The 25,611-nt window shown below is 64.6% G+C and carries 28 protein-coding genes; 14 read left to right on the top strand and 14 right to left on the bottom strand.

Translation table 11 applies throughout. From position 1 onward, the window contains the following. Positions 1-2 precede the first annotated feature (2 nt). Positions 3-962, bottom strand: coding sequence for an alpha/beta fold hydrolase (locus BOO71_RS02550; protein ID WP_075830409.1), 960 nt, complete (start codon positions 960-962; stop codon positions 3-5). 38 nt (positions 963-1,000) lie between these two features. On the opposite strand from BOO71_RS02550, the gene BOO71_RS02545 reads away from it, so the two are divergent. From BOO71_RS02545 to BOO71_RS02535, 3 genes are all read left to right on the top strand, one after another. Beyond that, complete coding sequence (locus BOO71_RS02545) at positions 1,001-1,312, top strand: hypothetical protein (protein ID WP_075830408.1); 312 nt, start codon at positions 1,001-1,003, stop codon at positions 1,310-1,312. Between the two features lie 272 nt (positions 1,313-1,584). Next, on the top strand, positions 1,585-2,253 hold the full coding sequence (locus BOO71_RS02540; protein WP_075830407.1) for a response regulator transcription factor: 669 nt from the start codon (positions 1,585-1,587) through the stop codon (positions 2,251-2,253). A 157-nt stretch (positions 2,254-2,410) separates the two neighbouring features. Beyond that, complete coding sequence (locus BOO71_RS02535; RefSeq protein ID WP_254842994.1) at positions 2,411-3,511, top strand: hypothetical protein; 1,101 nt, start codon at positions 2,411-2,413, stop codon at positions 3,509-3,511. Between the two features lie 135 nt (positions 3,512-3,646). On the opposite strand, the gene BOO71_RS02530 is transcribed toward BOO71_RS02535, so the two are convergent. After that, positions 3,647-4,066 carry a hypothetical protein gene (locus BOO71_RS02530; protein ID WP_075830406.1) on the bottom strand — a complete coding sequence of 140 codons (420 nt, stop codon included), beginning with the start codon at positions 4,064-4,066 and terminating at the stop codon, positions 3,647-3,649. A 323-nt stretch (positions 4,067-4,389) separates the two neighbouring features. On the opposite strand from BOO71_RS02530, the gene BOO71_RS02525 reads away from it, so the two are divergent. From BOO71_RS02525 to dkgB, 4 genes are all read left to right on the top strand, one after another. Then, on the top strand, positions 4,390-4,638 hold the full coding sequence (locus BOO71_RS02525; protein ID WP_139322694.1) for a hypothetical protein: 249 nt from the start codon (positions 4,390-4,392) through the stop codon (positions 4,636-4,638). Positions 4,639-4,727: 89 nt separating this feature from the next. Further along, on the top strand, positions 4,728-5,408 hold the full coding sequence (gene def, locus BOO71_RS02520; protein WP_075830404.1) for a peptide deformylase: 681 nt from the start codon (positions 4,728-4,730) through the stop codon (positions 5,406-5,408). 10 nt (positions 5,409-5,418) lie between these two features. Continuing rightward, a complete protein-coding gene (gene fmt / locus BOO71_RS02515; protein WP_075830433.1) occupies positions 5,419-6,372 on the top strand; it encodes a methionyl-tRNA formyltransferase in 954 nt (317 codons plus the stop codon). A gap of 62 nt (positions 6,373-6,434) precedes the next feature. Beyond that, entirely contained in the window at positions 6,435-7,256 is an 822-nt protein-coding gene (dkgB, locus tag BOO71_RS02510; protein ID WP_075830403.1) for a 2,5-didehydrogluconate reductase DkgB, read from the top strand. Positions 7,257-7,553: 297 nt separating this feature from the next. Here the strand turns inward: dkgB and BOO71_RS02505 are convergent, their stop codons facing one another. Next, entirely contained in the window at positions 7,554-8,507 is a 954-nt protein-coding gene (locus tag BOO71_RS02505) for a hypothetical protein (RefSeq protein WP_075830402.1), read from the bottom strand. A 194-nt stretch (positions 8,508-8,701) separates the two neighbouring features. After that, on the bottom strand, positions 8,702-9,091 hold the full coding sequence (locus BOO71_RS02500; RefSeq protein ID WP_075830401.1) for a hypothetical protein: 390 nt from the start codon (positions 9,089-9,091) through the stop codon (positions 8,702-8,704). Between the two features lie 72 nt (positions 9,092-9,163). Between BOO71_RS02500 and BOO71_RS02495 the strand changes: the two genes are divergently transcribed. Both BOO71_RS02495 and BOO71_RS02490 read left to right on the top strand, forming a co-directional pair. Continuing rightward, positions 9,164-10,159, top strand: coding sequence for a DUF1517 domain-containing protein (locus BOO71_RS02495; RefSeq protein ID WP_075830400.1), 996 nt, complete (start codon positions 9,164-9,166; stop codon positions 10,157-10,159). A gap of 96 nt (positions 10,160-10,255) precedes the next feature. Next, positions 10,256-10,582: an HNH endonuclease gene (locus tag BOO71_RS02490; RefSeq protein WP_075830399.1), complete on the top strand. Its 327-nt coding sequence runs from the start codon at positions 10,256-10,258 to the stop codon at positions 10,580-10,582. A gap of 15 nt (positions 10,583-10,597) precedes the next feature. On the opposite strand, the gene BOO71_RS02485 is transcribed toward BOO71_RS02490, so the two are convergent. Next, the gene (locus tag BOO71_RS02485) at positions 10,598-11,287 is read right to left on the bottom strand and encodes a c-type cytochrome (RefSeq protein ID WP_075830398.1); all 690 of its coding nucleotides are present in this window, start codon (positions 11,285-11,287) and stop codon (positions 10,598-10,600) included. A 102-nt stretch (positions 11,288-11,389) separates the two neighbouring features. Then, the gene (locus BOO71_RS02480) at positions 11,390-12,226 is read right to left on the bottom strand and encodes a phosphatase PAP2 family protein (RefSeq protein ID WP_075830432.1); all 837 of its coding nucleotides are present in this window, start codon (positions 12,224-12,226) and stop codon (positions 11,390-11,392) included. A 139-nt stretch (positions 12,227-12,365) separates the two neighbouring features. Here BOO71_RS02480 and BOO71_RS02475 point away from each other — a divergent pair, with 139 nt between their 5' ends. Together BOO71_RS02475 and BOO71_RS02470 are read left to right on the top strand one after the other, a co-directional pair. Then, complete coding sequence (locus tag BOO71_RS02475; RefSeq protein ID WP_075830397.1) at positions 12,366-13,994, top strand: ABC transporter ATP-binding protein; 1,629 nt, start codon at positions 12,366-12,368, stop codon at positions 13,992-13,994. A gap of 228 nt (positions 13,995-14,222) precedes the next feature. Continuing rightward, complete coding sequence (locus BOO71_RS02470) at positions 14,223-15,401, top strand: MalY/PatB family protein (RefSeq protein ID WP_075830396.1); 1,179 nt, start codon at positions 14,223-14,225, stop codon at positions 15,399-15,401. Between the two features lie 20 nt (positions 15,402-15,421). On the opposite strand, the gene BOO71_RS02465 is transcribed toward BOO71_RS02470, so the two are convergent. The 3 genes from BOO71_RS02465 to BOO71_RS02455 form a co-directional block, all read right to left on the bottom strand. Then, positions 15,422-16,093: a DUF6683 family protein gene (locus tag BOO71_RS02465; RefSeq protein ID WP_075830395.1), complete on the bottom strand. Its 672-nt coding sequence runs from the start codon at positions 16,091-16,093 to the stop codon at positions 15,422-15,424. Between the two features lie 115 nt (positions 16,094-16,208). Further along, positions 16,209-16,856 carry an ATP phosphoribosyltransferase gene (gene hisG / locus BOO71_RS02460; RefSeq protein ID WP_075830394.1) on the bottom strand — a complete coding sequence of 216 codons (648 nt, stop codon included), beginning with the start codon at positions 16,854-16,856 and terminating at the stop codon, positions 16,209-16,211. After that, the gene (locus BOO71_RS02455; RefSeq protein WP_075830393.1) at positions 16,853-18,010 is read right to left on the bottom strand and encodes an ATP phosphoribosyltransferase regulatory subunit; all 1,158 of its coding nucleotides are present in this window, start codon (positions 18,008-18,010) and stop codon (positions 16,853-16,855) included. Before BOO71_RS02455 ends, hisG begins: the two co-directional genes overlap by 4 nt. 185 nt (positions 18,011-18,195) lie before the next feature. On the opposite strand from BOO71_RS02455, the gene BOO71_RS02450 reads away from it, so the two are divergent. From BOO71_RS02450 to BOO71_RS02440, 3 genes are all read left to right on the top strand, one after another. Next, on the top strand, positions 18,196-18,777 hold the full coding sequence (locus BOO71_RS02450) for a hypothetical protein (RefSeq protein ID WP_075830392.1): 582 nt from the start codon (positions 18,196-18,198) through the stop codon (positions 18,775-18,777). 25 nt (positions 18,778-18,802) lie between these two features. Next, positions 18,803-19,429: a YczE/YyaS/YitT family protein gene (locus BOO71_RS02445; RefSeq protein WP_083652876.1), complete on the top strand. Its 627-nt coding sequence runs from the start codon at positions 18,803-18,805 to the stop codon at positions 19,427-19,429. A gap of 121 nt (positions 19,430-19,550) precedes the next feature. Beyond that, complete coding sequence (locus BOO71_RS02440) at positions 19,551-20,123, top strand: hypothetical protein (RefSeq protein WP_139322693.1); 573 nt, start codon at positions 19,551-19,553, stop codon at positions 20,121-20,123. A gap of 16 nt (positions 20,124-20,139) precedes the next feature. On the opposite strand, the gene BOO71_RS02435 is transcribed toward BOO71_RS02440, so the two are convergent. The 5 genes from BOO71_RS02435 to BOO71_RS02415 all read right to left on the bottom strand — a co-directional run bounded on the left by BOO71_RS02435 (position 20,140) and on the right by BOO71_RS02415 (position 25,544). Then, positions 20,140-21,159 carry a lipocalin family protein gene (locus BOO71_RS02435; protein WP_075830390.1) on the bottom strand — a complete coding sequence of 340 codons (1,020 nt, stop codon included), beginning with the start codon at positions 21,157-21,159 and terminating at the stop codon, positions 20,140-20,142. A gap of 113 nt (positions 21,160-21,272) precedes the next feature. Next, a complete protein-coding gene (locus BOO71_RS02430; RefSeq protein WP_075830430.1) occupies positions 21,273-21,983 on the bottom strand; it encodes an ABC transporter ATP-binding protein in 711 nt (236 codons plus the stop codon). Between the two features lie 68 nt (positions 21,984-22,051). Then, positions 22,052-22,900 carry an ABC transporter ATP-binding protein gene (locus BOO71_RS02425; RefSeq protein WP_075830389.1) on the bottom strand — a complete coding sequence of 283 codons (849 nt, stop codon included), beginning with the start codon at positions 22,898-22,900 and terminating at the stop codon, positions 22,052-22,054. Continuing rightward, a complete protein-coding gene (locus BOO71_RS02420) occupies positions 22,897-24,534 on the bottom strand; it encodes a branched-chain amino acid ABC transporter permease (protein WP_075830388.1) in 1,638 nt (545 codons plus the stop codon). Before BOO71_RS02420 ends, BOO71_RS02425 begins: the two co-directional genes overlap by 4 nt. Next, complete coding sequence (locus tag BOO71_RS02415) at positions 24,531-25,544, bottom strand: branched-chain amino acid ABC transporter permease (RefSeq protein ID WP_075830387.1); 1,014 nt, start codon at positions 25,542-25,544, stop codon at positions 24,531-24,533. Before BOO71_RS02415 ends, BOO71_RS02420 begins: the two co-directional genes overlap by 4 nt. Between the last annotated feature and the right edge of the window lie 67 nt (positions 25,545-25,611).

Raw genomic sequence — 25,611 nt, 5'->3', positions numbered from 1 at the left:
GCCTAGCGTCTCAGCGCGTCTTCCAGCGCTTCGGCAAACCCGTCCTCGTCGTCCAGCCAGGGGTAATGGCCGGTGTCCAGCACGGTCACGTCGGCGTCGGCCAGATCAGCCAGATACTGCACCTGTTCGGGGTAACTGGTGCGGTCCTGCACGCCCGCGATCACGTAGACCGGGCGGCGAACCTCGGCCAGAAAGGGCAGGTATTCAAACTCCCACATGCCCTGGTTGACCAGCGCCTCCTGCACCTCGCCGCCGCCCACCAGTTGGCTTTCCACGTCCACGAATTCCAGTCTCATGCGGCTGGGAGCGTCCACGAATTCCAGGGCGTTCAGCAGATCGCGGGCGTTCAGCAGGGTAAAGGCCGCCTCCACCCGCGCGTCGCCCACCTGTGGGTGCTGGCCTTCAGGGGTGCTGGCGCGGATCGCCCCGGCGGGGTCTTCCAGTTCCACGCCGCGTAGGGCGCTGGCCTCCGTGAGCAGGGTCAGAGCCAGCGCCGGAAAGTGAATCCAGGGGCCGACGACGATCACCCGCTCGGTCTGGGCCGGGTGGCGGCGGGCATATTCCAGCGCCACGAGTGCGCCAAAGCCGTGGCCCAGCGGCACGATTTTGTCCAGTTCCAGATAATCGCGCACCGCTTCCAGGTCGGCCACCAGGGTATCCAGATCCAGCGTGTCATGGCCCTGTTCGGTGTCCTCCAGCGGGCCACTCCGCCCACTGCCGCGCCCGTCCAGATAGATCACCGGGCGCTCCAGCGATTCCCCGAACAGTTCCCGGAACGAGTAACTGTTGTAGCCGGGGCCGCCGTGCAGAAAGACCAGTGGGGTCTCGCCGGATTCCAGATCGCCCGAGACCTCGAAATACAGGTCGGCCCCGTTCAGGCGCTCGGTGTACGCGCCCTCGTCCAGTCCGTCCGTATCCAGTTCATCCAGGGGAAAATCGTCTTGTGGGAGGTCGCCGGTCATGGGGGCAGTGTAAAGCAGCCGCGTTACCCTGACTGGAAATGGACATCCCATCCAACCCCACCCCAAACCCTGGCGACGTGCAGGGCATCGCCTTCACGCTGGACGGCGTGGACGAACTGACCTTTGCGCGCATTCTGCGGGACGTGATGAGTGACGCCGCCTTTGGCAAGCCGCTGCAAATCCAGGCGCAGGAGCCGCGCCCCGGCCTCAGCGCCCGGCTGACCGTGGCCTTTCGGCGGCAGGACCGGACACGGGCGGTGGCGGCCATGCAGCGCCTGAAAACGCTGCTGCTGCGCCACGGCGTGCAGGTGGACTCGGTCAGGGTGCCCGGCCCGGATGAGGCGGTGTGAGGGCTTTGCTTCTTTCCATAGGCACTGTTTCTGTTTCTGAAGATGGCCTGTTCCTGAAGGTGGCTGCTGTTCCTGAAGAAAGTGCAAGGGGCCGTTAAGAACGCGTAAACCGTTTTTGCGCGCCCAGCGCTGCCCTTCCCCCTACCATGTTGCTAAGCAGAGGAAACCTCTAACCCACGGCGCGGAGTCTTGAGGACAGAAAGGGATTTCCCTCTCGCTGAGGACGTGCTTTTCTCGGGGCCAACCAGAGAGGGCTGTACAAGAGGGTGACTATGGAGCAACGCATTTTACTGATCGAAGACAATCCCGACATCACCCGCGTCGTGGAATATGAGCTGGAGCAGGCGGGCTACCGGGTTCTCAGCGCCTCGGACGGTGTGAGCGGCCTGACCTCGGCCCGTGAGAGCAATCCCGATCTGGTAATTTTGGACCTGGGCCTGCCCGATTTCGATGGCGCAGAGATCGCCCGCCGCCTGCGCAAGACCAGCAGCGTGCCGATCATCATCCTGACCGCGATGGACGCCGTGGACCGCAAGGTCAACCTGCTGGAAGCGGGCGCGGACGACTACATGACCAAGCCCTTTCACCCCGAGGAACTGGTGGCCCGCGTCAAGGTGCAACTGCGCCACCAGCAGCACGGCGAGGTCATTACCATCGGGGCGCTGGAGATTCACCCGCAAAAACGCCTGTGCCACTACAACGGTCATGAAGTCCGTCTGTCGCCCAAGGAATTCGATCTGCTGACCTTCCTGTCCCGCCAGCCGGGCCGGGTGTACTCCCGCCAGGAAATCGAGCGCGAGGTCTGGAACGGTGAGCTGCCCAGCAACAGCAACGTGGTGGACGTGCATATGGCCAACATGCGCGCCAAACTGCGCGATCTGGACGGCTACGGCATCATCCGCACCGTGCGCGGTATCGGTTACGCGTTGAAAACGGCATAAGCCCGCGCAACCGTTCTTAAATTCTTATCCTTACAGACTTAAAGGCTCCCACTTTGCCAGAGGGGGCCTTTTCTACTGTCTCCACTGCTGCTGCCCTCCAGGGAAAATGAGACGCGGTCTCTATCGCCTGACCTCTCCAGAGGCTTACGCTGTCGGCATGCAACGGTGGCTGTGTCTGTGGGTTCTGGCGGTGGCCGCTTCGGCGGGGGCGCAGGCGGTGGGAACGCAGGACTCACAAAAATGCGGCGGCGTCCTGAATCCCCCGGAGTGGACGCGTTCCGGGGTGTATTCGGGCTTGCTGGGCACCAGGGCGATCACGCTGGGGCTGGACATCCAGGACACCGATTCCAGCCGTTATTTCTACGTGGGCCGTCCCCTGGACCTGCAACTGACGGCCTTCCACTCCGGCGAGACCCTGATCTTTCAGGAAGAGGTTCGCAGGTCGCTGGGATCGGCCCCCGTCGTCACCGGCTGTTTCACGCTGACCCGCACCGACGGCGGTCTGCGTGGAAGCTGGAAAGCACCGGGCGCGGTGAAAGCGCTCAAGGTCAGTCTGGAGCCGCTCAACGTGGCCAAGCTGCCCCTGAAACTGCCCCCCTCACCCGGACTGCAAAAGCTCCGCATCAGCGATCCGCTGGCCTTCGTCAAGCTGAACCGTGCCTGGGTCGTGGCCGCCGATGGCCAGAGCGTGCGGGAACCGCTGTCTGGCCTGGAGTATCCCCGCCTGCCGGATGCCAGCGCTGCGCTTGGGGCCGCGTTGCAGGACCGCCTGTTGTTCAACGCCGTGAACGCGCTTGAATGCGCCTCAAGCCTGCCCGAGGACAGCCAGGGAGACGGCTACAACCTGCATGCAGACGTGACCCTGCTGACGCCCCGGCTGATCAGCCTGCGCGAGAACACCGACTATTACTGCGGCGGCGCGCACCCCGACAATTCCACGGTGGGCCTGATCCTGGACCGCGTCAAGGGCCGTCCGGTGCCCCTGCTGAATCTGTGGCCCAGCCTGACGTCTGCCCGCCTGAAAGCGCTGTATCTGGCCGCCTCGGCGTCTGATCCGGCCTCCGAGTGCGACGACGTGCTGCGTGACATGGATAACAGTTTCGCCGTGTCGCTGAGCAGCGGCGGGCTGACCCTGACGCCCGATACGCTGCCTCACGTCGTGTCGGCCTGTGCAGAGAGCGTGGTCATTCCCTACGGGCAGCTCAGGCGTGGGGCAAACGTCGGATCACCGTATTTCGCGGACCTGTATTCTAAATAACCGTTTTTTGGTGCAGACTGCTGGATGAACACTTAAAACGCTGCCGGGAAGATCAGTTCCGGGCAGCGCTTCTAGATTGACGGCCCAGGAATTTATCTTCGGGGCTGTCAGAGTTTTTTAAGAACTTGTAAGAACTTACTTGCGCTTGTTCTTGGAGCGGGTCTGTCCCAGAGCCTGACCCTTCTCGTAGCTGGCCTGCATCTTCTTGCGGGTTTCGGCGGCCATCTGCTTGAAATCCACCAGTCCGGCTTCGATGGCCTCGACGGAAGGCTTGATGGTCCCGCCCTTGCGCGCGGCGGCCAGTTCGCGGTTGACTTCATCGAACCACTTATCGAACTTGGGCGTGGTCTCAAAGAGCATTTCCTTGGTGTCGCGCTGATAGGTGCCTTCGCTGCCCCGGCGCGTGAACTGTTTGGGCATGGTGAAGCGTTCGGGCATGTAAGCGGCCTCGAATTTACCGTCACGCACCGCGTCGCGGAACATCTTGACGAAAGTATCGCTGCGCTGGGGATTGCTGAGTTCGTGAACCTGCTCACTGAGTTTCTTATAGGTCATGTTGTTGCCTCCAATTCGGGAGTATGGAGGAAATAGACAAGCTTTGTAAAGCCCCCCATGATTGACCCATCCTATTCCACCACTTCATGAAACGGAATGAATTGCTGTGGTCTGGACCATTCGCATGCCGAGTCTTCTGAGAGAGATGGCGTTTCTGAAGTTGTGAGGAGAGTCTGATAAAATGTGGGCCGACGAATGATGTGAGGTTCTATCGCCAGACCATTCTTCTCGCCCCTAAAACCAGAGTCGGCCCCTGAATTGTCTTATTTCTGCCGATCAGCCATACCAGCAGCCATACAGACCCAGCGGCTATGCTCAGCAGCATGGACGATCTGCGTGGCTGGCTGGGCCTGCTGTGTCTGTTGCTGGCAGGCGCGGGCTGGGGCTTTCAGGTGTCGCGCCACGGGGTGACATGGGCGGCGCTGGCCGTGATCCTGATCGCCAGTGTCACGGGGCTGGCCCTGACCACCGACGCTTTCCTGCGCGGCCACGATCTGCCGCTGGGGCTGGGCCTGACCGGGGCACTGGGCGCGGCCACCCTGGCAGTCTTCAGCAAACGGGATGGGCCGTGAGCTGGGCTGGGTGATGGACCGCCCGCCTCCGAACAAGTTGACCCATACCTCTGTCTTCCTCCCGTCCGTCTGGTAAAACAGACAGCACTATGACCGGGCAAACGACTCCCACCTGGACCCCTGCCGAGGCGCGCGTGTATCCGCTGCGCCTGTACGGCGATCCGATCCTGCGCCGCAAGGCCAAACCCCTGACCCTGACCGACACGTTCAATGTGCCGGGGGTGGGGCCGCAGAATGTGCGGCAGGTGGCCCAGACCATGCTGGAAACCATGTTCGAGGCGCGTGGGGTGGGCCTCGCCGCGCCGCAGGTGGGCTTGCCAGTACGCATGTTCGTGGCCGTGGAGTATGAGGACGACGAGGAGGAGAACGAGGGCCAGGACTCGCCGCTGCGCTCGCGGGTGCTGCGCGACTTCGTGATGATCAACCCGGTGGTCAGCGTGTTGAATAAGAAAAAGGACAGGTCCTATCAGGAGGGCTGCCTGAGCATCCCCGGCATCTACGAGGAAGGTGTGCCTCGTGCCCGCGCCGTATCGGTCAAATACACCGATCTGGAGGGGCATCAGCAGATTCTGGAGGCCGAGGATTATCTGGCCCGCGTTTTTCAGCACGAGCTGGATCACCTGGACGGCGTGCTGTTTCTGGACCGTCTGCCCCCCGAGGTGACCGACGATTACCGCAAGGAACTGCTGGCGTTGCAGCAGAAGTCTAGGACATTGATTGGTGATCTGGCTCAGGCAGACCGCCTGCGCCGCGAGCGTGGCGGTGCGTGATTTGCAGGATATGAAGGTGGCCTTCTTCGGCTCTCCGGCCTTCGCGCTGCCCGTGTTGGAGGCCATTCGCGCACAGTTTGAAGTCGTGCTGGTGGTGGCCCAGCCGGATAAGCCCGTGGGACGCGGCCTGAAGCTGACGCCGCCACCCATTGCCGCGCGGGCCGCTGAGTTGGGGGTGCCGCTGGCCCAGCCCACTAAACTCCGGCGCAACGCCGGGTTTGAGACCGTTCTAGGAGATTCCGGTGCGGATGTGGCCGTCACCTGCGCCTACGGCAAGATTCTGCCCGCCTCTGTTCTGGACATTCCCAGATACGGTTTCCTGAACACCCACACCAGCCTGCTGCCCGCTTACCGGGGGGCCGCGCCGATCCAGTGGGCGCTGATCGGCGGCGAGGGCGTCACGGGGACCACCATCATGCAGACCGATCCTGGCATGGACACGGGGCCGATTCTGCTTCAGGAGGAACTGCCGATTGCCCCGCAGTGGACCAGTCTGGACCTCTCGGACGCGCTGGCGGAGCAGGCGTCGCGGCTGATCGTGACGGCGCTGGAGCGGCTGGGCAGGGGAGACCTCGTGCCCACACCGCAGGACGATGCGGCGGCCACCCACGCGCCCATGCTGGTCAAGGAGGACGGCTTCGTGCGCTGGATGGACCTCGCACAGGCCGTGGTCAACCGTTACCGGGGTGTGGCGGCCTGGCCGCAGACCACCGCGTTTCTGGGCGGCGCACGCCTCAAGCTGGGTGGCCTGAGCGTGGAGGAGGGTGAGGGCCAGCCCGGTGAGATTCTGGGCCTGGACGCCAGCGGACTGTTGATCGCCTGTGGAAACGGTGCGGTACGTGTGCAGACGGTTCAGCCCGAAGCCCGCCGCGCCCAACCTGCTCAGACCTGGGCCACCTCAGCGGGTATCAGGGCGGGGATGGGGTTCGATCTGTGGACCCCAGCCTCAGCCCAGGCCCAATAGAAAGACCCAGATAAAGAAAAACGGTTCTTGTCCCTTACCTTCTGGGACGGCATCATACCGGGATGACTGCATCAAACTGGACTGTGCCGCCCTTCGGACTGGGAACCTTTCGCCTGAAAGATCAGGTGGTCCGGGATTCCGTGCGGAACGCGCTGGAACTGGGCTACCGCGTGATCGACACCGCGCAGGGCTACGACAACGAGGGCGAGATCGGGAAGACCATCGCCGACAGCGGCGTGAAGCGTGACGAGCTGTTTATCACCACCAAGATCAAGCCCGACAACTACAGTGCCGATAAGCTGGTGCCCAGCCTGCGCGAGAGCCTGGACAAGCTGGGGGTGGACGCCGTCGACCTGACCCTGATCCACTGGCCTGCCCCGCGTGGCCCGGTCAGTGCCGAGGAGTACTTGGGTGCGTTGGCCGACGCCCACTCGCAGGGCCTGACCCGCCAGATCGGCGTCTCCAACTTCACCATCGCCCTGTTGAAGCAGGCCCGCGAAGTGCTGGGCGATCTGCCCATCGCCACCAATCAGGTGGAAATTCACCCCTACCTGCAAAACCGCAAGCTGGCCGACTTTGCCCGCCAGGAAGGCATCCACCTGACCTCGTACATGACGCTGTCGGTGGGCAAGGTCATGGAGGACGACGTGATGAAGGACATCGCCGGGGCGCACGACGCCACGCCCGCGCAGGTGGCGCTGGCCTGGGCGATGGGGCTGGGCTACTCGGTCATTCCGTCTTCCACCAAACGCGAACACCTGGAAAGCAACATGAAGGCGCTGGACCTCAAGCTCTCGGAAGAGGACATGCAGAGAATCGCCGCGCTGGACGGCCAGGGCGAACGCCTTGCCAATCCGGCCAGCGTCGCGCCCGACTGGGACTGAGCGTTCTCGGGGTAAGGCGATCGCACGCCGCCCCGGCTTCAGGCGCTCAGTTAAATATTGGAGTTGAGAATGCTGCTTCTACGCTCCTGATCTTTCGGCTCATACCCTGAGAGTCTGGATAGTTCGCTGTACAGAAGTCGCATTCGTGACACCTTGTCATGGCTTGGCCCAACGCCCATAGCCGCTTCTGCTGTCTTGGATGTGGACTTCTGACCAGCCAACGGGGCCAGGGTTGAACGTCAATTTTATAGACATGAAAAAACCTCCCACATGGGGAGGCTTTCTTTTTGCTGTGACTCAGGTGTTGCGCTTGGTGTCGTTGGCCGCGTTCTTCACGTCGTTGGCGGTCTTCTGCGCGCCGTCCTTAACATCCTGGGCGGTATTCTGCATATTGGTCTTGACGCCCTGTGCGGCATTGCGGGCGCTGCTGCTCAGATCGCTGCCCTGGTGGTGGGTGGCGTCATCGGCGGCCTTGGCAGCCTGCTTCTCGGCCTGTGCGCGGGCTTCGGCAATGAAGTCGCGTGTGCCGCCCTGGGCCTCGGCAGCCTTGTTCTGCACGGCAGCACCGGCATTCTGTGCCGTGGCCTTTGCCTGCTCTGCGGCATCCGACACCTTGCTCTTTGCCTGATCGGCAGTGGCCTGGGCCTTATCTTTCGCATCGGCTGCGGCGTCCTGGGCCTTGTCCTGTGCCTGATTACCCAGATCCTTGGCCTTCTCCTGCGCCTGCGCGGCCACATCTTGCGCCTTGTCTTTGGCACCGTCTACGGCGTCCGAAGCTTTGGCTTTTAACTGCTCGGCTTTGTCTTGGGCCTGTGCAGCGGCGTCCTGGCCTTCCTTTTTAGCTTCCTTGCCTACGTCCTGAGCATTGGCCTGGGCCGTCTTCCCCACATCGCTCGCCGCTTCGCCCACCTGTCCGGCGGCCTGACCCACTGCCGATTTCACGTCTCCAGCGACTTCCTTCGCCTTGTCCAGGGCGGCCCCGGCTCCACCCTCGGCAGCGGCGTCCTTGACCTCGCCTGCCTTGTCGGCGATCACGGTTCCAGCCTGGGCGGCGGCGTCCTTGGTCTTCTCCCAGCCCTTGGTCACACTGTTGCCCACATCCTGGGCGGCGTCTTTCAGGCCCAGTTCGGCGAGTTTGGCGTCCAGCGCCTTGCGGTTTTGCTCGCGGCTGAAGTAGTACGCGCCCGCACCGATCAGCGCGCCCACGGCCAGCAGACGTTTGATGGGGAAATGAGGTTTGTTGTTAGACATGAGAGGCAGCTTACGCGTCCCTCATCTGTGCGGGATGAGCCACACTTCAGAACAGGTTTATACGGATTCCGATTGGAAGGTTTGCATAAATCCTGAAATCCGAGCGGACGCGAGAAGGAGCAAATACGGGTCTCGCGTATGGACTAACATTCCGGCACTTTCCCGCAATGTTAAGGAATGAAGCGGAATCCGTCTTACCCCTGTGCCGCTCCGTCCATCAGGCCCAGGCGACGGGCCAGTTCCTCGGTGAAGATCCACTCTTCCGGCTCGTCCAGACCCGTGACGCGCACCAGCACGCCGCCCCGGCCCAGGTAGAAGGCCGTGATCTTTTCCCACGCTTCCTGCTCATCGGTGGCGCTCTCGTCAATGTCTTCCAGCGTGCCCCACACGTCGCCTTCCACCTCGCCGCTTTGCAGGGCCTCGGCGTGGGCGCTCAGGACATAGGGGTCCACGGTCTCGTCGCGCCGCACCACGGTCTCGGGCGTGCGGAGTTCCAGGCGGTCATCCCGCTCGTACAGGCGGTCCTGAAAGGCTTGCCACTCCTCGGGAGTCAGCGTGATGTTCTGTCGGGGTTCGGAGGTCACAGCCGAGTCTACCCGTCCCCGGGCGGCGGGGGTGTGGGAACGCCTGACGCGTCTGGGCCGTAGACTGCGGGTATGAACGTCCCTGGACCCTCTGCCCGCCGTTCTCAATCGCGTGGCCTGTTGATCTGGCTGGCTGCCCTGGTGCTGTCTCTGGGCGCTCTGGGCCTCTCGGGGGCCGTTATGGCGCAGTCTGGCGGCGGCTTCGGCGGCAGCAGTTCGGGTGGCGGTGGGGGCGGCGGCAGTTTCGGGGGCAGTTCGGGGGGCGGCTTTTCCACGGGCGGCGGCAGCTACCGGGGCGGCGGTTACTCCGGCCCGATCATCATCAACGGCGGCGGTGGCTACGGGTACGGTGGTGGGGGCGGCGGCTCCGGCCTGATCGGAATCATTATCGTGGGCGTGCTGGTGTTCATGGTGGTGGGCTACATGCGAAACAGCCTGAGCGCAGGTGGGACAGGCGGCGCGCGGGGTCTGGGCGGCGCGCTGGGATCGCTGAGCGGCACCGCCCAGGCTGTCAGCGTGCAACTGCTGCTGGCCGAGGGCGACGAGGTCAAGAAGGCGCTGCAAAAGGTGGCGCAGAATGGAGACCCCGACACCAACGCCGGGCTGGCCCGCATGCTTCAGGAAGCCGCGCTGGTGGCCCTGCGCCACCCCGAACGCTGGGTCTACGGCAACGTGGAACGCGCCCAGGGTGCGCCCAACTCTGCCGACAGTCAGGTGGGGGCCTGGGCCACCGAGGCCCGCTCGGCCTTCACCGATCAGACCACCAGCAACTACCAGAACAAGGACCCCAAGACGGGCTTTGCCCAGCAGGACGGCTACAAATACAAGGGCGACGCGGGCGACATGTATCTGGCCGTGACCATCGCCGTGGCCGCCCACGCACTGGGGAACCTGCCCCCCGCCGGGGTCACCAACGCCGCCGAGGCCAGGGCCGCCCTGCAAACCATCAGCAGCGTCAACGCCTCGGACCTGATCCGGGCTGAAGTGGTCTGGAGTCCTGACGTGGAGGGCGAATTTCTGAGCGAGGACGAAGCGATCATGAAGTACCCGAAGCTGACCAAGTTGTAGGAGTGGGGCGGGAATAGGCCGGGCGAGGTGACTCCCCGGTCTTTCTTGCTCTGGACCACACTCGCGCCCGCCCCCGCTGGCTATCCTCCAGTCCCGATGGCCCGCCGCCTGCCCCCATCCCACTGGCCGCCGCCCCCGCAGACTGCGCCCGCCTGCGCGCTGTGCGGGCGGGCCGCCCCGCACCTGACCGAGCATCACCTGATTCCGCGTTCGCAGGGGCGCAGGCGTGGAGCAAAAATCTCCGAATTGCCCACGGTGATGTTGTGCGGGCCGTGCCACAAATTTCTGCACCGTACCTTCAACAACGCCGAACTGGCGCAGGAATACAGCGCCGTGGATGCTCTGCTGGAGCATGAGGACGTGCGCCGTTTCGTGGCCTGGATCAAAAAGCAACCCGCCAGCCGAAGCGTGCGGGTGCGGTAACGATCAATCCTGGGTTTATTTCTGCATGCTGCTGATATAGGTGGCGACGGCCTTGAGGTCATCGTCGTTCATGGGGCGCAGGATGATCCGCATGGCGTCGGGGTGGGGAATGCCGTAGCCGGGCGCATTCTTGAACTCGTGCAGGATTTCCTCTCCGTACTTCGGCGACAGGTTGGTGATGCTCGCCACGCCCAGGCGGTCATCGCCCCGGCCATTGTCGCCGTGGCAGATGGCGCAGGCGATGATGTTGCGCTTGCTGTCGCCCATGTGGAACAGCGCCTCACCCTTGGCACGCACCGCCTCGTCGTCCGCTTTCCAGGCGGGTCCGGGTTGCAGGCCCCCCGCGTAGGCGGCGATATCCGCGATGTCCTGATCCGAGAGGTTGGCGGCCTGCTGCCACATCACCTCGCCGGGGCGTAACTTGGCCCGGAAGGCCGCGAGTTGCAGCCGGGTGTAGCTGGAATGCTGTCCGGCCAGCCCAGGAATGTCCGTGTTGGTACTTGCCAGCCCTACCCCGTGGCACCCCTGGCAGCTCTGCGAGATTTCCTTGCCGTGGGCTGGATCGGGGGTCTTGAAGTTCAGGGCCAGGGGATTTCCGGCAGGCGGCGCAGCCCCTCCACCCGACTGCGCCAGCGCCGAGATGGCGGGGATGAAGAGGGCGAGCGGAACGGCGAGCCACAACGACAATCGGATGGTGCGCTGCATACAGCCTCCTTGAGTCGGAACATCTTTTGATCTGCACTCAAGTGTAGTCCCCGTTACGCTGAAACTGCAATGACACCGACTTCACGTTCAGGCAGGCGTCTGTCAGCGGGGCGGCACAGTTTCGGGGCGAGGCTGGACCACGGTGGGGGGCGTCACATGTGGCAGCCAGCGGCGCAGCACAGCGGGGACCACCTCCACGGCCACCACCACCAGCACGGCGTAACGCAGCGCCCGCACCAGCCCGATGTCTTTGACTGCGCTTGGGAGCGCCCCCAGCCCGAAGAACACCACGAACACGATCAGCAGCCCCACCACGCCCACGATCAGCCGCCCGGCCAGATCACGCGGCGGTGCGAAGTTGGGGCGTGCGTACCAGAATCCGGCGAACAGGCCCAGACCAGTGCCGAACTCACGCGGCGTTCCGGCGGGCAGAAACGTGGCGATCAGCAGCGCCACCACGGGCACTGCCCAGCGCCACGTCCCGGCATCGGGGAAGGCCACGCGTCCGGCCAGCGCCGCCGCGACGCCGCCCAGCAGCAGACCCACGATCACATCTAGCGGGGTATGCACGCCCAGCGCCAGCCGCGAACCCGCGATCAGGGCGATCAGGACGACTGCTGCAATCCACAGGCCGGGCCGACGTACCTGCGCGGCAATGCCCGCCCAGAGCGTGGCCGACATCTGTGCGTGGCCGCTGGGAAGACTCGGCCCGCCCGCCGTGGCCCGCGCGGCCTCCGAGACGAGGCTGGGATCGCTGGCGAAGGGACGCGGCAAATCAAGCCCGTACTTTAAGGCGCTGTTGACCAGATAGCTGCCCGCGAAGACCACGCCCAGATTTCGCCCGCCCCCCGGATTCCACAGCCAGGTGTACAGCGCCAGCACGACGATAAAGACCTCGTCGCGCCCCAGATTGGTGACCGCCAGCCAGAAAGATTCCATGACGGCATTTTGGGGCATGGCTGACATTTGGTGAAAGGGGCTGGCTCCCCAAGCGGCTGCGGCATGACGGCTGGGCAGGCGGCAGAGGCGCCGCGCCTGCATCCATCTTTCAACCCGCCCTCTGCTCTACACTTTGCCCATGACCGCCCCCAACCCGAACGCGCCGGCCCCCGACGTGCTGCAACAGGTCCGGCACCAGTCCGAGAATGCGCTGGAACTGCGCGGCATCACCAAACGCTTTCCGCTGGTGCTGGCCAACGACGACATTTCCATGCAGGTCAAGTGGGGCAGCGTCCACGCACTATGCGGCGAGAACGGCGCGGGCAAGAGTACGCTGATGAAAATCGTCTACGGCATCCAGCCGCCCACCTCCGGGCAGATCGTGGTGGACGGCGAAGTGGTCAACTTCAACGATCCCGCCGACGCCATCAAACGCGGCATCGGCATGGTCTTTCAGCACTTCATGCTGGTGGAAACGCTGACCGTGACCGAGAACGTCATCCTAGGCGCGGAACCGACCAAAGGCGGGGCCATCGACTACGCCACCTCGCGCCGGAAGGTGGCCGAGCTGATCAAGCAGTTCAACTTCGCGCTGGACCCCGACGCCATCGTGGGTGAGTTGCCCGTGGGGTTGCAGCAGAAGGTGGAAATCCTTAAAACGCTGTACCGGGGCGCACGCATCCTGATTCTGGACGAGCCGACGGCGGTGCTGACCCCCAGTGAGACCGACGAACTGTTCGAGTTTCTGGTGGGCCAGTACGCTGCCAGCGGTAACGCAGTGGTTTTCATCTCTCACAAGCTGCATGAGGTCTTGCAGATCAGTGACCGCATCAGCGTGATCCGCGACGGGCGCATGATCGGCACCATTCCCGCCGAGGGGGCCACCACCGAGACGCTGGCGCAGATGATGGTGGGCCGCGAGGTCACGCTGAAGGTGGAAAAGGAAGCCGCCACGCCCGGCGAGGTTGCCCTGGATATTCAGAACGTGGTGGTCAAGGGCGAACACCGCAACGCCGTGGACGGCGTGAGTTTCCAGGTGCGTGCCGGGGAAATCGTGGGCATTGCGGGCGTGGAGGGCAACGGCCAGAGTGAACTGGTGGAGGCCATCACCGGCCTGACGCCGTACAGCGGCACTATCACCTATCTGGGCAAGACGGCCAAGGGTGTGCGCGAGGTGGAGGCGTCGGGCCTGTCGCATGTTCCCGAGGACCGCAATGAGCGCGGGCTGGTGCTGGACATGACCACCGCCGAAAATTACATCCTGGGTGAACAGGACCGTCCGCCCTTCGCCGGGCGTTTCGGTTTTCTCAATCTGGACGTGATCCAGAAGAACGCCCGTGACCTCAGTGAGAAGTACGATGTGCGCCCCCGCAGCGCCAGCCTGCGCGCCGGGCAGTACAGCGGCGGCAATGCCCAGAAGCTGATCGTGGCCCGCGAGATGCGCAAAGGCCCCAAGATTCTGGTGGCCAGCCAGCCCACGCGTGGGGTGGACATCGGCGCAATCGAATTCATCCACGCCCGCATCGTGGAGGCCCGCGATCAGGGTCTGGCCGTGCTGCTGATCAGCGCCGATCTGGGCGAGGTCATGAATCTGGCGGACCGCATCCTGGTGATGTACGAGGGCAAGGTGGTGGGCGAGGTCGAGGCGAGCAAGGCCACCGAGACGGGTCTGGGTCTGTTGATGACGGGCAGCTCCGAACACGGCGGCGCATCCGGCGGGCGCAGCGGCGAGGTCAGCACGACGCTGCGAAAAGGGGAGCGGCAGTAGGGGCAGGGAAACCCCTCAGTCAGCTTCGCTGCCAGCTCCCCTCAAGGGGAGCCAAGAGTGACAGTTGATCGTGCCATGCAGGAATCGCCTTGCCTCCCCTTGAGGGGAGGTGCCCCGGAGGGGCGGACTCGCAGAGCTGCGCAGCAGAGGGGTTAAGCCGTAGGAGCGTGCCAGCAACCACTGGCGTCAGATCCTTTCTCCAACCCCGCCACGGCGTATCCTGCCCCCATGACCCAGACGCAAAATCCGCCCGCGTACCCCACCCTCAGCGCCTTGGAGCTGCGTCACCCGGATTCGCTGAAATGGACACTGTACGGCGAGGACGTGATTCCCATGTGGATCGCCGACATGGATTTCCCGGTGGCCCCCGCGATCCTGTCGGCCCTGCGTGAGCGCCTGGAGCGTGGCCTGGGCTACCACCAGATGATGGGTGACCAGGCGCTGCTCAGTCTGCTGTGCGCCAAGCTGGACACGCATGGTCTGAAGGACTTACCCGAGGGCGGTATTGCCATGCTGCCAGGGGTGGTGCCGGGCATCTACGCGACGGTGGCGGCGCTGACGCAGCCCGGCGAGAAGGTGCTGACCATGACCCCCGTCTATCACCCCTTCCACCTGAGCATCACCACGCAGGGGCGCGAGGTTGCGGCAGTGGCGCTGCTGGACAGTCCCGACGGGTATCAGATCGACTGGGAGGGCATGGAGGCTGCCGCGAAGGACTCGAAGCTGATGCTGCTGTGCCACCCGCACAATCCCACCGGGCGCGTCTGGACACATGACGAACTGGAGAAGTTGCGCGATCTGGCCGTCAGGCATGACCTGTACGTGCTGAGCGACGAATTGCACGCCGATCTGCGTTTCACGGACGGCGCGTTCGAGTCCTTCGCCGCCGATCAACGTGTTCAGGGCCGCACCATCACCGTGACTGGGCCGTGTAAGGCGTTCAACACCGCTGGCCTGGGCATTGGCGTGATGATCGGCCACGACGCCGAACTGGTCAAGCGGGTTCGTGCCGCCGCCGGGGGCCTGATGGGCCATGAGGGTGCCCTGAGCGTGACCATGTGGCAGGCGGCCCTGCGTGATGGCGGCCCCTGGCTGGCCGATACGGTGGCCTACCTGCGCGCCAACCGCGACTTCCTGACCGACTACCTGCGCCAGCATCTGCCTGCCGTCAAGTTTCACCCGGTAGAGAGTACTTATCTGGCGTGGCTGGACCTGCGCGACTGCCCGCACGCCGATGACATCCAGAAATTTCTGCTGGAGGAAGCGAGGGTCGCCTTGCACGACGGTCCCACCTTTGCCCCCGAGGAATTTAAGCCGCAGACGCAGGGCTTCATCCGATTAAATTTTGCCACCAGCCGCGAAATCCTGACCGAAGCGCTGGAGCGGATGCGCCGGGCGCTCGGTTAGGTTTCAGCCTCCTTACTGGGCTAATTCAGTTTCATGCCTTTCAGAACCACGGCGGCCAGAACCTTGGCCAGATCGGTCAGTTCCGGCTGGCCGTCCTCTGCGCCGGTCTGGGCGATTCCGGCGATCAGCGCGCCGGTCATCACCGAGGTCTCGTACATGGCCTGAAGGTCGGCCTGTTTGCCCTTCATGACGCCGGAGTCCACCAGAATGTCATTGAGTCCGCGCTGGAGGGCGTTGGTTTCGGCGTCGCTGAGTTCGCTCCCGGTCTGCGCCTGAAGGCTGATGCTGAGCAGGAGCGTCAGGCCAGCGGCCAGATTGTTCTTGCGGAGGTCGGGAATGGTCTGGGCCGCGTTGAACAGATCGAGGCACAGCTTGGCCATCACCTGCTGATCGGCGGGCTTTTGCACCATTGCGGCGCAGTTCTTTTGCTGGGTGGGCTGGCCCTTGAAGGCGAAATCGCTCCGGGCAAGGTCATACTTGTACTTGACGGGCGTGGCCGGGGGCTTCAGCGCCTGCTGAACTGCCAGGGCCGCGAAGTCAGGTTTGACGGTGGCGGCCACATACCCCACCGAACGCTGCGCGAAGGTCTGATAATTCTGAAACGAGGGCGTGAAAAACTGGGCCTGGCCGCTGCCCATCAGGAGTCCTGCCGCCGTCACCGTCCACAACACTGTCCGCCGCAGATCGTTCATATGCCTCCTCCCTGTGGCCCGGTACGCGCCTCCGGGTCAGGGTGGGGGCGAGAGCCTCTGTTCATGCCGGGCGTGTAAAGACAGTGTACAGATGCGCTGAATTTTGCCAAGAGGCTCAGGAGAGGGGCTGATCTCCCACCAGTTCGCGCAGCCGCTCGATCAATGGCCGCAGCCGCGCCCGCCGCAGCTTCAGCGCCGCGCGGTTGACGATCAGGCGGGCGCTGGACTCGAACAGCACATCCTGTTCCTCCAGGTTGTTGGCCTGCAACGTGCTGCCGGTCTGCACCAGATCGATCACGGCCTCGGCCAGTCCGGTCAGGGCGGCCAGTTCGATGTTGCCGCCCAGCTTGACCACCTCGGCGGGAATGCCGCGCGCGTTCAGGTAGGCGCGGGCGATGCGCGGGTACTTGGTGCCCACGCGCACCAGGGGCGCAGTTGCCCCCACCTCGCGGATCAGCGACAGGCGGCAGGCGGCGAAGCGCAGATCGACGGGTTCGTAGACCTCGCGCCCGGACTCGGTCAGCACGTCCTTGCCCACAATCCCGGCGTCGGCCACGCCCAGATCGACGTACACCGGCACGTCCTGATTTCGCAGTTCCAGCACGGTCACGCCAGGAAATTCATGGCGCAGGGCGCGGGACTTCTCTGGCAGCGTCAGGGGAAGACCTGCCCTGGACAGCAGCGCGATGGCTTCCTCCAGAATGCGGCCCTTGGGCAGCGCCAGTGTCAGGTGATCGGGGGCGCGCTGGGGGGCGGGGGTCATGACTGCACCTCCGCATCAAACAGCTCAGAATCTCGTGCCCAGCGGCGAATGCCCCGTTCTGCCGAATAGCGCCGCAACCCGTCCAGATCGTCGGTCCAGGCCAGTTCGGCGCACAGGCCAGCGTCACGTGCGGCCTCGGCCCCAGCCGCGTCCAGCGCCAGGACCACTTCCGGCTGCGGGGGCAACTGCGGCGCGGCGGCACGCAGCAGGCGTTCCAGGCCCACCGCGAACCCCGCGCCCGGTAACCCACCGTCCAGCGTGTAACGGCCCCCGCCCAGCACCGGCTGATTCAGCCCTGCCGCGTAGGCCCGGAAGGTCAGGCCGGTGTAGTAGTCGTAGCGGCGGCTGGCCCCCAGGTCATACAGCAGCGTGCCGTCATACAGCGCCGAGACCTCTTGCAGGTGTGCCACCGCTGCCCGCGCCCGCGTACCCTGCGCCATCTTCGAGGCGGCGTCCAGCACTTCCGGGCCGCCGTACAGATCGGTCAGGGCGTGCAGGGTGCGTGTGACCTCGCCCGACAGGCCGTGCTGGGATGACAGCAGATCGATGTCCGCGCCGCTCTTGCGGTCCACCGCGCCGTGCAGCGCCTCGCGGGCGGGGCCGTGCAGGGCCGCGTCTTCCAGCACGGCGTCCACGAAGCCGGGAAAGCCGACTTCCAGCTCGGCGCTCACGCCCACCGTTTTCAGCGCTGCCGCCGCCAGATGCAGCAACTCGGCGTCGGCCCGCGCGCCCTCGATCCCGATCAGTTCCACCCCCGTCTGCCCGAATTCACGCAGGCGGCCCAGTTCGCTGGTCAGGGCGCGCAGCCACAGCCGCCCGCTGTAATGCAGCCGCAGTGGAAACGGCCCAGCCACAAAGCGCGAGCGCACCATCCGGCCAATCGCGGTGGTGAACTCGCTACGCAGCGCCAGCACCTGCCCGCCCGAATCGATCAGTTTGAAGGCGCGGGCGTCCTGCGGGTGGCGGGCGTCGGCGTATTCCAGCGCCGGAACTTCCACGCCCCGGTAGCCCCAGCTTCCGAACAACCCCGAAAGGCGGACGCGCAGGGCCTCGCGCTGTTCCCATTCGGGGGGCAGCACGTCGCGTGTGCCCTCGGGAATGGAGGCGGACGGTGGGGCAGACGGCAGGCGGGCAGGCGAACTCACGGGAGGCATTGTAGGGGCTGGGCGGCTGGGATGGGCCGACAGGGGAGAGTGGCGAGGCTGTTTGCCAGGGTTCCACTTTCCAGGTTCCAGGGGAACGGACTGGGTCTCTCCCGCGCCTGCTGTCCGGCCTGTTCGCCAGTCCTGCATCATCTCCAGCGCATTTTCTGCCTCACCCACCCGCTATACTCCGGGCCATGCGCCGTCCGTCTTCCCCGCCTGCCGTGGCGTTCCTGCCCGTGCTGGGGCTGCTGCTCCTGAGTGGCTGCGCCCGCACCACCGATACCTTCAAGCCGCGCATCAGCATCAGCAGCGCCGTGGGAGTCGCGCGCGAGAAGTCGTTTCTGGTGGACGGCTACGCGCTCGACGATATGGGCGTGACCCAGATCACGGTGGACGGCAAGGCCATTCCCATTCTGCCGGGCAGCCGCAAACTGGCGCACTTTCAGTTCAAGACCCTGATCGAGGGAACGCAGGGCAAGTACACCATCAAGGCGTTCGACGCCGCCGGAAATGTGGGCGTGCTGGTGCTGCCGATCAGCGTGGACGCGGTCAAACCCACCATTCAGATCACGCGCTTTGAAAAGAGCGGCAACGCCATCCGGGTGTCGGGGGTGGCCGGAGACAACAGCGGGGTGGCGCAGGTGCTGGTGGACGGCAACCGCCTGAACATCACCCCCGGCCCCCGCGTGGAATTCTTTGCCGAGACCACCGGCATCTGGGCGGACATCACGGTGATCGATACCGCCGGAAACCAGGCGACGTTACGCGCCCGCTGAATGGTCCGCGCCCGATGAAGCTCGGGTGACGGCCTCCGCGCCGCTGGCCCGGCTGGTTCGTCCCTCGCGGCTGGCCCGCTTTGTCCTGCTCCTCACGGGCCTGTTTCTGTACGGCCTGAGCCTGCGGATGATGCTCGACGCCAACGTGGGCACCGCCCCCTGGGAAGTGCTGCATGTCGGCGTGACCCGGCACCTGCCGCTGACGGTGGGCGTGGTCAGTATCCTGACCGGAGCGGTGATCGTGACCTTCACGGCCCTGCGCCTGAAGGAGCGCATTGGCCTGGGCACCGTGCTGAACGTGGTGTTGATCGGCGTCTTTCTGGACCTGCTGGCCCCATTGATTCCCAATCCCGTGGCGTTGGGCTGGCGCTGGGCGCAGTTTCTGCTAGGTGTGGGGTTGCTGGGCTTCGCCACCGGGGCCTACGTGGCGGCGGGTCTGGGCGCTGGCCCGCGCGACGGCCTGACGCTGGCGCTGAACCGCCTGAGCGGCTGGCCCGTGCCGCGCATCCGCAGTGCGGTAGAAGTGGCGGTGCTGCTCGTCGGCTGGGCGCTGGGCGGGCCGCTAGGCTGGGGCACGCTGGTCTTCGCCCTGACGGTGGGTCCGGCGATGGGCTGGGGCCTGGGCCTGTTCGGGGTGGGGAAGAAAGCGTAGAGGTCTTTGCCGGAACCGGACTCCTCGCGCGTCTGTTCGGGCGGGAGTGCCAGGCTTAATGAAGTTTCGCCCCGCCGAGCAACTCATCAGGCACAGCCAGGACTTGGTAACGTGGCACACCATGTCCACGACACCTCTGACCTCAGCCCACCTTCGCGGTGCGGCAGCGTCCATTTCGATCAGCGCAGTTTTCGCGCTGGTCTGGGGCCTGAACGGCAGTCTGGCCCTGACGGCTGGCTGGCGATTCCTGGCGCTGGCGGTGGTGGTGCTGATCAGCGGGGTTCTGGCGTTTCTGGCCCTGAAATTCAGCCGCGAGGCGGCCCACGCCCCGGCCCCGTCAGGCACTGGCGCTCCGCCGCCCAATCCATTCATGACCCCCGCCTACCGAATTTCGCTGATCGCCATGCTCGTGGCCTTTCCCGTGGCGGCCAGACTGCTGACTGCCAGTGGCCGGGAAGACGCCATCATGCCCGTCATCGTGATCATCGTGGGCCTGCATTTTCTCGGTCTCGTCTCGGCGTTCCGCAACGGCATCTTCGCCTGGGTCGCCGGGGCCTTCTGCCTGCTGGGCGGCGTGTCCCTGCTGCTGCCCGCCGAGCTGAGGACGCCCGTGCTGGGCCTGGGCTGCGCCGTGATCCTGTGGCTGGGCGTTCTGCCGCTGGCGTTCCGGTCCCTGGCCCAACTTCGGCGGTGATGGCCGCTGCGCCGCGCTATTTGGCTGGAATGGTAAACATCCCGCCCTCGTCTTTGGTCAGCACGCCGCCCACGAACTCGCCCATGCCCGAGGCGGTGATGGCCTGCCCGTTCAGCGTGCCCGTGCCGTTCACCGGCCCTTCCCAGTACGCCACGGAAGTCGTCTTGCTCAGCAGTTCCTGATCGTCGCGCAGGGGGTTCAGGTCCAGTGCCAGATTCTCGCCGCTCACCTGCCAGCTCAGGGTGTAGTCGCGTCCGCTGGGGCTTTTCCACACGCGGCCCGGCGTCATGGTCACGTCTTTCACTTCACGCGCCACGCCCTCGGGACTGACCAGCGAGGCGGCTACCTGCACCACTTCATCTCTGGCGTTCCTGACCCGGTACAGCATCAGGTCGGAGCCGTCCGAGAGATGCAGGCCGAACCAGTCCCATTTGACTGCCGCGCCGGGCTGCTGATCGCCCCACTGGTGGTCCAGCCATGCCTGCCCGCTGGCCTGCCGGGTGTCCTCGCCCACCTGAATTGTGCCGCCCACGTCCAGGCGGGTAATGCTCTGGTAGTACATCCGGCCTGTCTCGGCGTTGCCGGAGTAGCCGGGCGGATGCACCACCGGGTTTTTGGCGGGCGTCAGGGTCAGGTTCAGCGGACCAGCCGTCAGCTTGAAGGGGCCGTTGTTTCCGGCCTCCTGCACCAGTTTCCAGTCGCCCTGCGACAGACTCAGGGGCGGGAAGCCGAAGGTGGCCGATTGATCGCCGTTCTCCACGAAATACAGTTTGTTGTTCCTCAGATCGGTAATGGCGATGTGCGAGGCGTGATACGGCAGCCCTCTGTAATTCACCTTGAACTGTGCCCAGTGAAAGGCCGGCCCGGAGTCGGGCAGCACGCCGGACACGTACCACCACTCGGTTGCGGCATTTCTGGCCCCCAGATCGCCCGCCGCTGGCATGTTCGCCGGATCGAAGGCCATCGGCGCAGGCACGCAGGCGGTGAACAGTAGGCTGCCCGTGATCAGGGCGGCGGCGAGGCGCAGGTTGTGCATGTTGTCAGGGTAACGGTTGGTGTTGGGGGTGACTTGGAGATTTGACGCAAAAGCAAAGGCCGGAGCGTTCGCCCCGGCCTTGTTTCATCAACCATCAACTTTCAACTATCGACCTACTCGTCGCCCAGGTACGCCTTACGCACGCTCTCGTCCTTGGCGATGTCGCTGGCCTTGCCGCTCAGCTTCATCTCGCCGGTTTGCAGCACGTAGGCGCGGTGGGCAATCGCCAGGGCCATGTTGGCGTTCTGTTCCACCAGCAGCACGGTGGTGTTGTGTTCCTTGTTCAGCTTGACGATGATGTCGAAGATCGCCTCCACGAACAGCGGCGACAGGCCCATGCTCGGCTCGTCCAGCAGCAGCAGGCGTGGGTTGACCATCAGGGCGCGGGCAATCGCCAGCATCTGCTGCTCGCCGCCGGACATGGTGCCGCCCAACTGGTTCTCGCGCTCTTTCAGGCGGGGGAAGTAGGCGAAGCCCTCCTGTACGCGCTCCTCGATCAGTTTCTTATCGGTAATGGTGTACGCGCCCACCTCCAGATTCTCGCGGACGGTCAGTTGGGCGAAGATCCGGCGGCCTTCCGGCACATGGCTCATGCCCATCTGCATGGTCTGGTGGGCGGGTTTCCCGGCGACGTCCTCGCCCAGGTAGCTCAGCGTGCCGGTGCGCGGTTTCATCATGCCGCTCACCGTGCGCAGCGTGGTGGTCTTGCCCGCGCCGTTGCCGCCGATCAGCGCCACGATCTCGCCCTCGTAGGCGTTCAGGGTAATCCCCTTGAGGGCGTGGATGTGGTCGTAGTACGAGTGGATGTCGGTCAGGGCCAGCATGGGCGTTCCGGTGGTGTCGGGGGCCGCTGCGGGCGTGGGTGCCGTGGTCAGGTGGGTGCTGAGATGGCTCATTGTGAGGCTTCCTCCTTGCCGTATTCCCCGGCGGCGGCCCCGCGTCCCAGGTACGCTTCCATCACGGCGGGGTCGTTGCGGACCTGATGCGGCAGGCCCTCGCTGATCTTGGTGCCGTAATCCAGCACGGTGATGTATTCGCTGAGGGTCATGACCAGCCGCATGTCGTGTTCGATCAGGCAGATGGTCACGCCCAGCTCGTCACGGATGCGGCGGATCAGGGCTTTCAGGTCCTCGGTCTCGCGGGGGTTCATCCCGGCGGCGGGTTCGTCCAGCAGGATCAGCTTGGGCGTGGTGGCCAGCGCGCGGGCGATTTCCAGCTTGCGCTGATCGCCGTAGGGCAGATTGGTGGCGATCTCGTTGCGCCATTTGCTCAGGCCCACGAAGTCCAGCATGATGCGGGCGGCCTCACGCGCCTCGTGTTCGGACTCGTGAAAGCGGCGGGTCCGCAGCACGGCGTCCACGAAGGTGCTCTTCAGGCGGGAGTTGCGCCCCACCATGATGTTTTCCTCGCTGGTCATGCTGGAGAACAGCCGGATGTTCTGGAAGGTGCGCGCAATTCCGGCTTCCGTCACCTGATCGGGGCGCAGGCCCACCAGCTCACGTCCGGCCAGCTTGATGCTGCCGCGCGTGGGCGCGTAGATGCCGGTGATCATGTTGAAGAAGGTGGTCTTGCCCGCGCCGTTGGGACCGATCACGCTGACGATGCTGCGGTCCGGGACGTGCATGGTCACCGAGTTCACGGCGGTCAGCCCGCCGAATTCCTTGGTCAGCGCGTCCACTTCCAGAATGCTGCCGCCGCTGGCTGGTGCCGTGGGGCCAGGATGAACGGTGGTTTTGATCATCGGTCGCCTCCGGTCTTGTCGTCTTCTTTGGTGGTCGCCAGTCCGGCGCTGTACACGTCGCCGCCTGCCTTCAGCCCACTGGCGTTGCCGTCGGCGCTCTCGTCTTCCTGATCGTCCTCGTGGTGCAGCTCACGCGTGCGGCGTGCGTTGGGCAGCAGCCCCTCGGGGCGCAGCAGCATCATCGCCACCAGAATCGAGCCGAAGATGAAGCGGTTGAAGTTGGCCGGGTTGACCTCCTGCGGAATCCAGGACACGTTGGCGCTGGCCTCGCCCAGACCCGGCAAGATTCGCAGGTTCAGCAGGGTGACCACTGCCGCGCCCAGGATCACGCCGCTGAACGATCCCATGCCGCCCAGCACCACCATGCTCAGTACCGTGATGCTTTGCAGCAGGTTGAAGCTCTCGGGGCTGATAAAGGTCTGCTTGGCCGCGAAGATCATGCCCATCACCCCGGCAAAGCTGGCCCCGGTGGCAAAGGCGATCAGCTTGGTCTGCATCAGGGGCACGCCCATCGCCTGCGCCGCGATCTCGTCGTCACGGATGGCGATCCACGCGCGTCCGATACGGCTGTTGTCCAACCTGACGTTGACCAGCAGGATCACGGCGATCACGATCAGCACCAGCACGTACAGGAACAGCAGGTAGTACTGCTCTGGCCGGAAGCCCAGCGCCCCGGCCAGCGAGTTGAACCACGGCACCGACGCCGAGGCGATGGGGGTGATGCCCTGCGAACCCGCCGTGTACAGGCCGAGGTTGTTGGCCAGCACCCGGATCACTTCGCCCAGGCCCAGGGTGATGATCGCCAGGTAATCGCCCTTGAGCTTCAGCACCGGCAGACCGATCAGCACGCCCACCAGGGCGGCAGTCATGACGCTCAGCGCCAGAAAGAGCCAGAAGAAACCGGGGTTGATGCCGTTCGCCAGTGCCTCCGCCGACCCGGAAGCCAGCACCAGGATCGAGCGGCCCACCAGAATGATGCCCGAGAGCAGCCCAAAGCCCGCCAGCAGAAAGCTCAGGTTGCTCAGGGTGGTGGGGGCCACGCGCCCATGCATCCCCCGGATGTACAGCATGCTGCCCGCCGCCACCGCCGTCAGCACCAGCCCGATGACCAGGGTGCCGCTGCCGGTGCTGCCCGCGTTCGCGCCGTAATACTTCAGGACCTCGCTGAAGCGGGGGCTGCCGAAGATGCTCCAGGTGTACGCGCCCACCGCGAAGAAGGCCACGTAGCCCAGATCGAGCAGACCCGCCAGGCCCACCACGATGTTCAGGCCCAGTGCCAGCGCGGCGAAGATCATGATCTGGATGCTCAGGTCCAGCAGGCTGGTGTCGGCCTGTCCGGCCAGCGGCAACACGAATAGCAGGCTGCCGATGCCCACCAGCAGCTTGGCCCAGTTGGCGGCCTTCCACAGGTAGGCGAACAGCACGTTTGCCAGGAACAGCGAGACGACCAGCGCCTCCACCACCTTGTTGCGCAGAACGTCGCCCAGTGCCCCCAGGTTTTTCATGACGTCGGTTTCGTGTGAGACCAGCAGCAGAATGGAGGTGACGACGAAGAACAGCACCAGCCAGACGGTTCGGTCCGGTTTGACCAGGGGACGGCGGACAGCGGGTTTCGCGGGATTGGCAACCGTCATACCTTCTCCACGTTGCTCTTGCCGAGCAGGCCAGTGGGCTTGAAGATCAGGATCAGCACCAGCACGATAAACGGCCCGATCTTGGAATAACTGGCATCGATGGTGCCCAGGTTGGCGAGGCCCAGCAGGTTGCCGAAGATGTTCGTCACGCCGATCAGGTTCTGGATCACCCCGAGCAGCAGGCCACCCAGCACCGCGCCGGGAATGCTGCCGATGCCGCCCAGCACCGCTGCCGTGAAGGCGATGATGCCCGGATCGAAGCCGCTGTAGGCGTTGATCGTGCCGAACTTCATGCCGAACAGCACGCCGCTGACGCCGCCCAGCGCTCCACCGATCAGGAAGGTGGCGCTGATCATCAGGTTCGAGTCGATGCCCATCAGGCCAGCGGTCACGCGGTCCTGGGACACGGCGCGAATGGCCTTGCCCAGCCGGGTACGGTTGACCACGTAATTCAGCAGGCCCAGGCTGACCAGCGCCACGATCACCAGAATCACGTCTTTAAGCTGCACGTCCACACCGATGGTCCGCAGGAAATTGCCCAGGGGGGCGCAGCTACTCGTGGTGGCGCAGAACTTGTCGGCAAAACCGGTGGGCAGCGTGTAGGTCAGGTCAAATCGGCCCTGCAACCCTTCCAGAAAGCGCAGCGTGTCTTGCAGGATCAGCGAGACACCGATCGCGGTGATCAGCGGCACCAGACGTGGTGCGCCGCGCAACGGGCGGTAGGCCAGCCGCTCGATCAGCACATTGAGCAGCCCCGAGACGATCATGGCGGCCACCAGCGCGATCAGCAACTTCAGGTAGCCGTTCATGGCCGAGTTCTGAAGGATGCGGAAGACCTCGAACCCCACCACCGCTCCGGTGATGAAGACTTCCGAGTGGGCAAAGTTGATCAGTTGCAGCACGCCGTACACCATGGTGTAGCCCAGCGCGATGATGGCGTAGACGAAGCCTAAAACCAGGCCGCCGATGATCACGTTGACAATAAAGGGCAGCAGGACAGAAAGTTCCAATGAAATCAGCTCCTCTTGGTGAATGAAGGGGATGTGATGGGACGCAAAAACCGGAATGATGGTGAAA

The sequence above is a fragment of the Deinococcus marmoris genome (assembly GCF_001949125.1).
GTDB lineage: Bacteria > Deinococcota > Deinococci > Deinococcales > Deinococcaceae > Deinococcus > Deinococcus marmoris_A.
Note: the sequence above shows the minus strand (reverse complement) of the source record. Positions and strands in the feature narration are given on the sequence as shown.

What these genes read in the sequence shown, in the direction of transcription:
- BOO71_RS02540 (WP_075830407.1), top strand. Translation starts at nt 1,585, where the DNA reads ATGGAGCAACGCATTTTACTGATCGAAGACAATCCCGACATCACCCGC.
- BOO71_RS02485 (WP_075830398.1), bottom strand. Translation starts at nt 11,287, where the DNA reads ATGCAGCGCACCATCCGATTGTCGTTGTGGCTCGCCGTTCCGCTCGCC.
- BOO71_RS02470 (WP_075830396.1), top strand. Translation starts at nt 14,223, where the DNA reads ATGACCCAGACGCAAAATCCGCCCGCGTACCCCACCCTCAGCGCCTTG.
- BOO71_RS02545 (WP_075830408.1), top strand. Translation starts at nt 1,001, where the DNA reads ATGGACATCCCATCCAACCCCACCCCAAACCCTGGCGACGTGCAGGGC.
- BOO71_RS02535 (WP_254842994.1), top strand. Translation starts at nt 2,411, where the DNA reads ATGCAACGGTGGCTGTGTCTGTGGGTTCTGGCGGTGGCCGCTTCGGCG.
- BOO71_RS02475 (WP_075830397.1), top strand. Translation starts at nt 12,366, where the DNA reads ATGACCGCCCCCAACCCGAACGCGCCGGCCCCCGACGTGCTGCAACAG.
- def (WP_075830404.1), top strand. Translation starts at nt 4,728, where the DNA reads ATGACCGGGCAAACGACTCCCACCTGGACCCCTGCCGAGGCGCGCGTG.
- BOO71_RS02465 (WP_075830395.1), bottom strand. Translation starts at nt 16,093, where the DNA reads ATGAACGATCTGCGGCGGACAGTGTTGTGGACGGTGACGGCGGCAGGA.
- BOO71_RS02425 (WP_075830389.1), bottom strand. Translation starts at nt 22,900, where the DNA reads ATGATCAAAACCACCGTTCATCCTGGCCCCACGGCACCAGCCAGCGGC.
- BOO71_RS02440 (WP_139322693.1), top strand. Translation starts at nt 19,551, where the DNA reads ATGTCCACGACACCTCTGACCTCAGCCCACCTTCGCGGTGCGGCAGCG.
- BOO71_RS02495 (WP_075830400.1), top strand. Translation starts at nt 9,164, where the DNA reads ATGAACGTCCCTGGACCCTCTGCCCGCCGTTCTCAATCGCGTGGCCTG.
- fmt (WP_075830433.1), top strand. Translation starts at nt 5,419, where the DNA reads ATGAAGGTGGCCTTCTTCGGCTCTCCGGCCTTCGCGCTGCCCGTGTTG.
- BOO71_RS02455 (WP_075830393.1), bottom strand. Translation starts at nt 18,010, where the DNA reads ATGCCTCCCGTGAGTTCGCCTGCCCGCCTGCCGTCTGCCCCACCGTCC.
- hisG (WP_075830394.1), bottom strand. Translation starts at nt 16,856, where the DNA reads ATGACCCCCGCCCCCCAGCGCGCCCCCGATCACCTGACACTGGCGCTG.
- dkgB (WP_075830403.1), top strand. Translation starts at nt 6,435, where the DNA reads ATGACTGCATCAAACTGGACTGTGCCGCCCTTCGGACTGGGAACCTTT.
- BOO71_RS02490 (WP_075830399.1), top strand. Translation starts at nt 10,256, where the DNA reads ATGGCCCGCCGCCTGCCCCCATCCCACTGGCCGCCGCCCCCGCAGACT.
- BOO71_RS02430 (WP_075830430.1), bottom strand. Translation starts at nt 21,983, where the DNA reads ATGCTGGCCCTGACCGACATCCACTCGTACTACGACCACATCCACGCC.
- BOO71_RS02480 (WP_075830432.1), bottom strand. Translation starts at nt 12,226, where the DNA reads ATGGAATCTTTCTGGCTGGCGGTCACCAATCTGGGGCGCGACGAGGTC.
- BOO71_RS02550 (WP_075830409.1), bottom strand. Translation starts at nt 962, where the DNA reads ATGACCGGCGACCTCCCACAAGACGATTTTCCCCTGGATGAACTGGAT.
- BOO71_RS02420 (WP_075830388.1), bottom strand. Translation starts at nt 24,534, where the DNA reads ATGACGGTTGCCAATCCCGCGAAACCCGCTGTCCGCCGTCCCCTGGTC.
- BOO71_RS02435 (WP_075830390.1), bottom strand. Translation starts at nt 21,159, where the DNA reads ATGCACAACCTGCGCCTCGCCGCCGCCCTGATCACGGGCAGCCTACTG.
- BOO71_RS02525 (WP_139322694.1), top strand. Translation starts at nt 4,390, where the DNA reads ATGGACGATCTGCGTGGCTGGCTGGGCCTGCTGTGTCTGTTGCTGGCA.
- BOO71_RS02530 (WP_075830406.1), bottom strand. Translation starts at nt 4,066, where the DNA reads ATGACCTATAAGAAACTCAGTGAGCAGGTTCACGAACTCAGCAATCCC.
- BOO71_RS02450 (WP_075830392.1), top strand. Translation starts at nt 18,196, where the DNA reads ATGCGCCGTCCGTCTTCCCCGCCTGCCGTGGCGTTCCTGCCCGTGCTG.
- BOO71_RS02505 (WP_075830402.1), bottom strand. Translation starts at nt 8,507, where the DNA reads ATGTCTAACAACAAACCTCATTTCCCCATCAAACGTCTGCTGGCCGTG.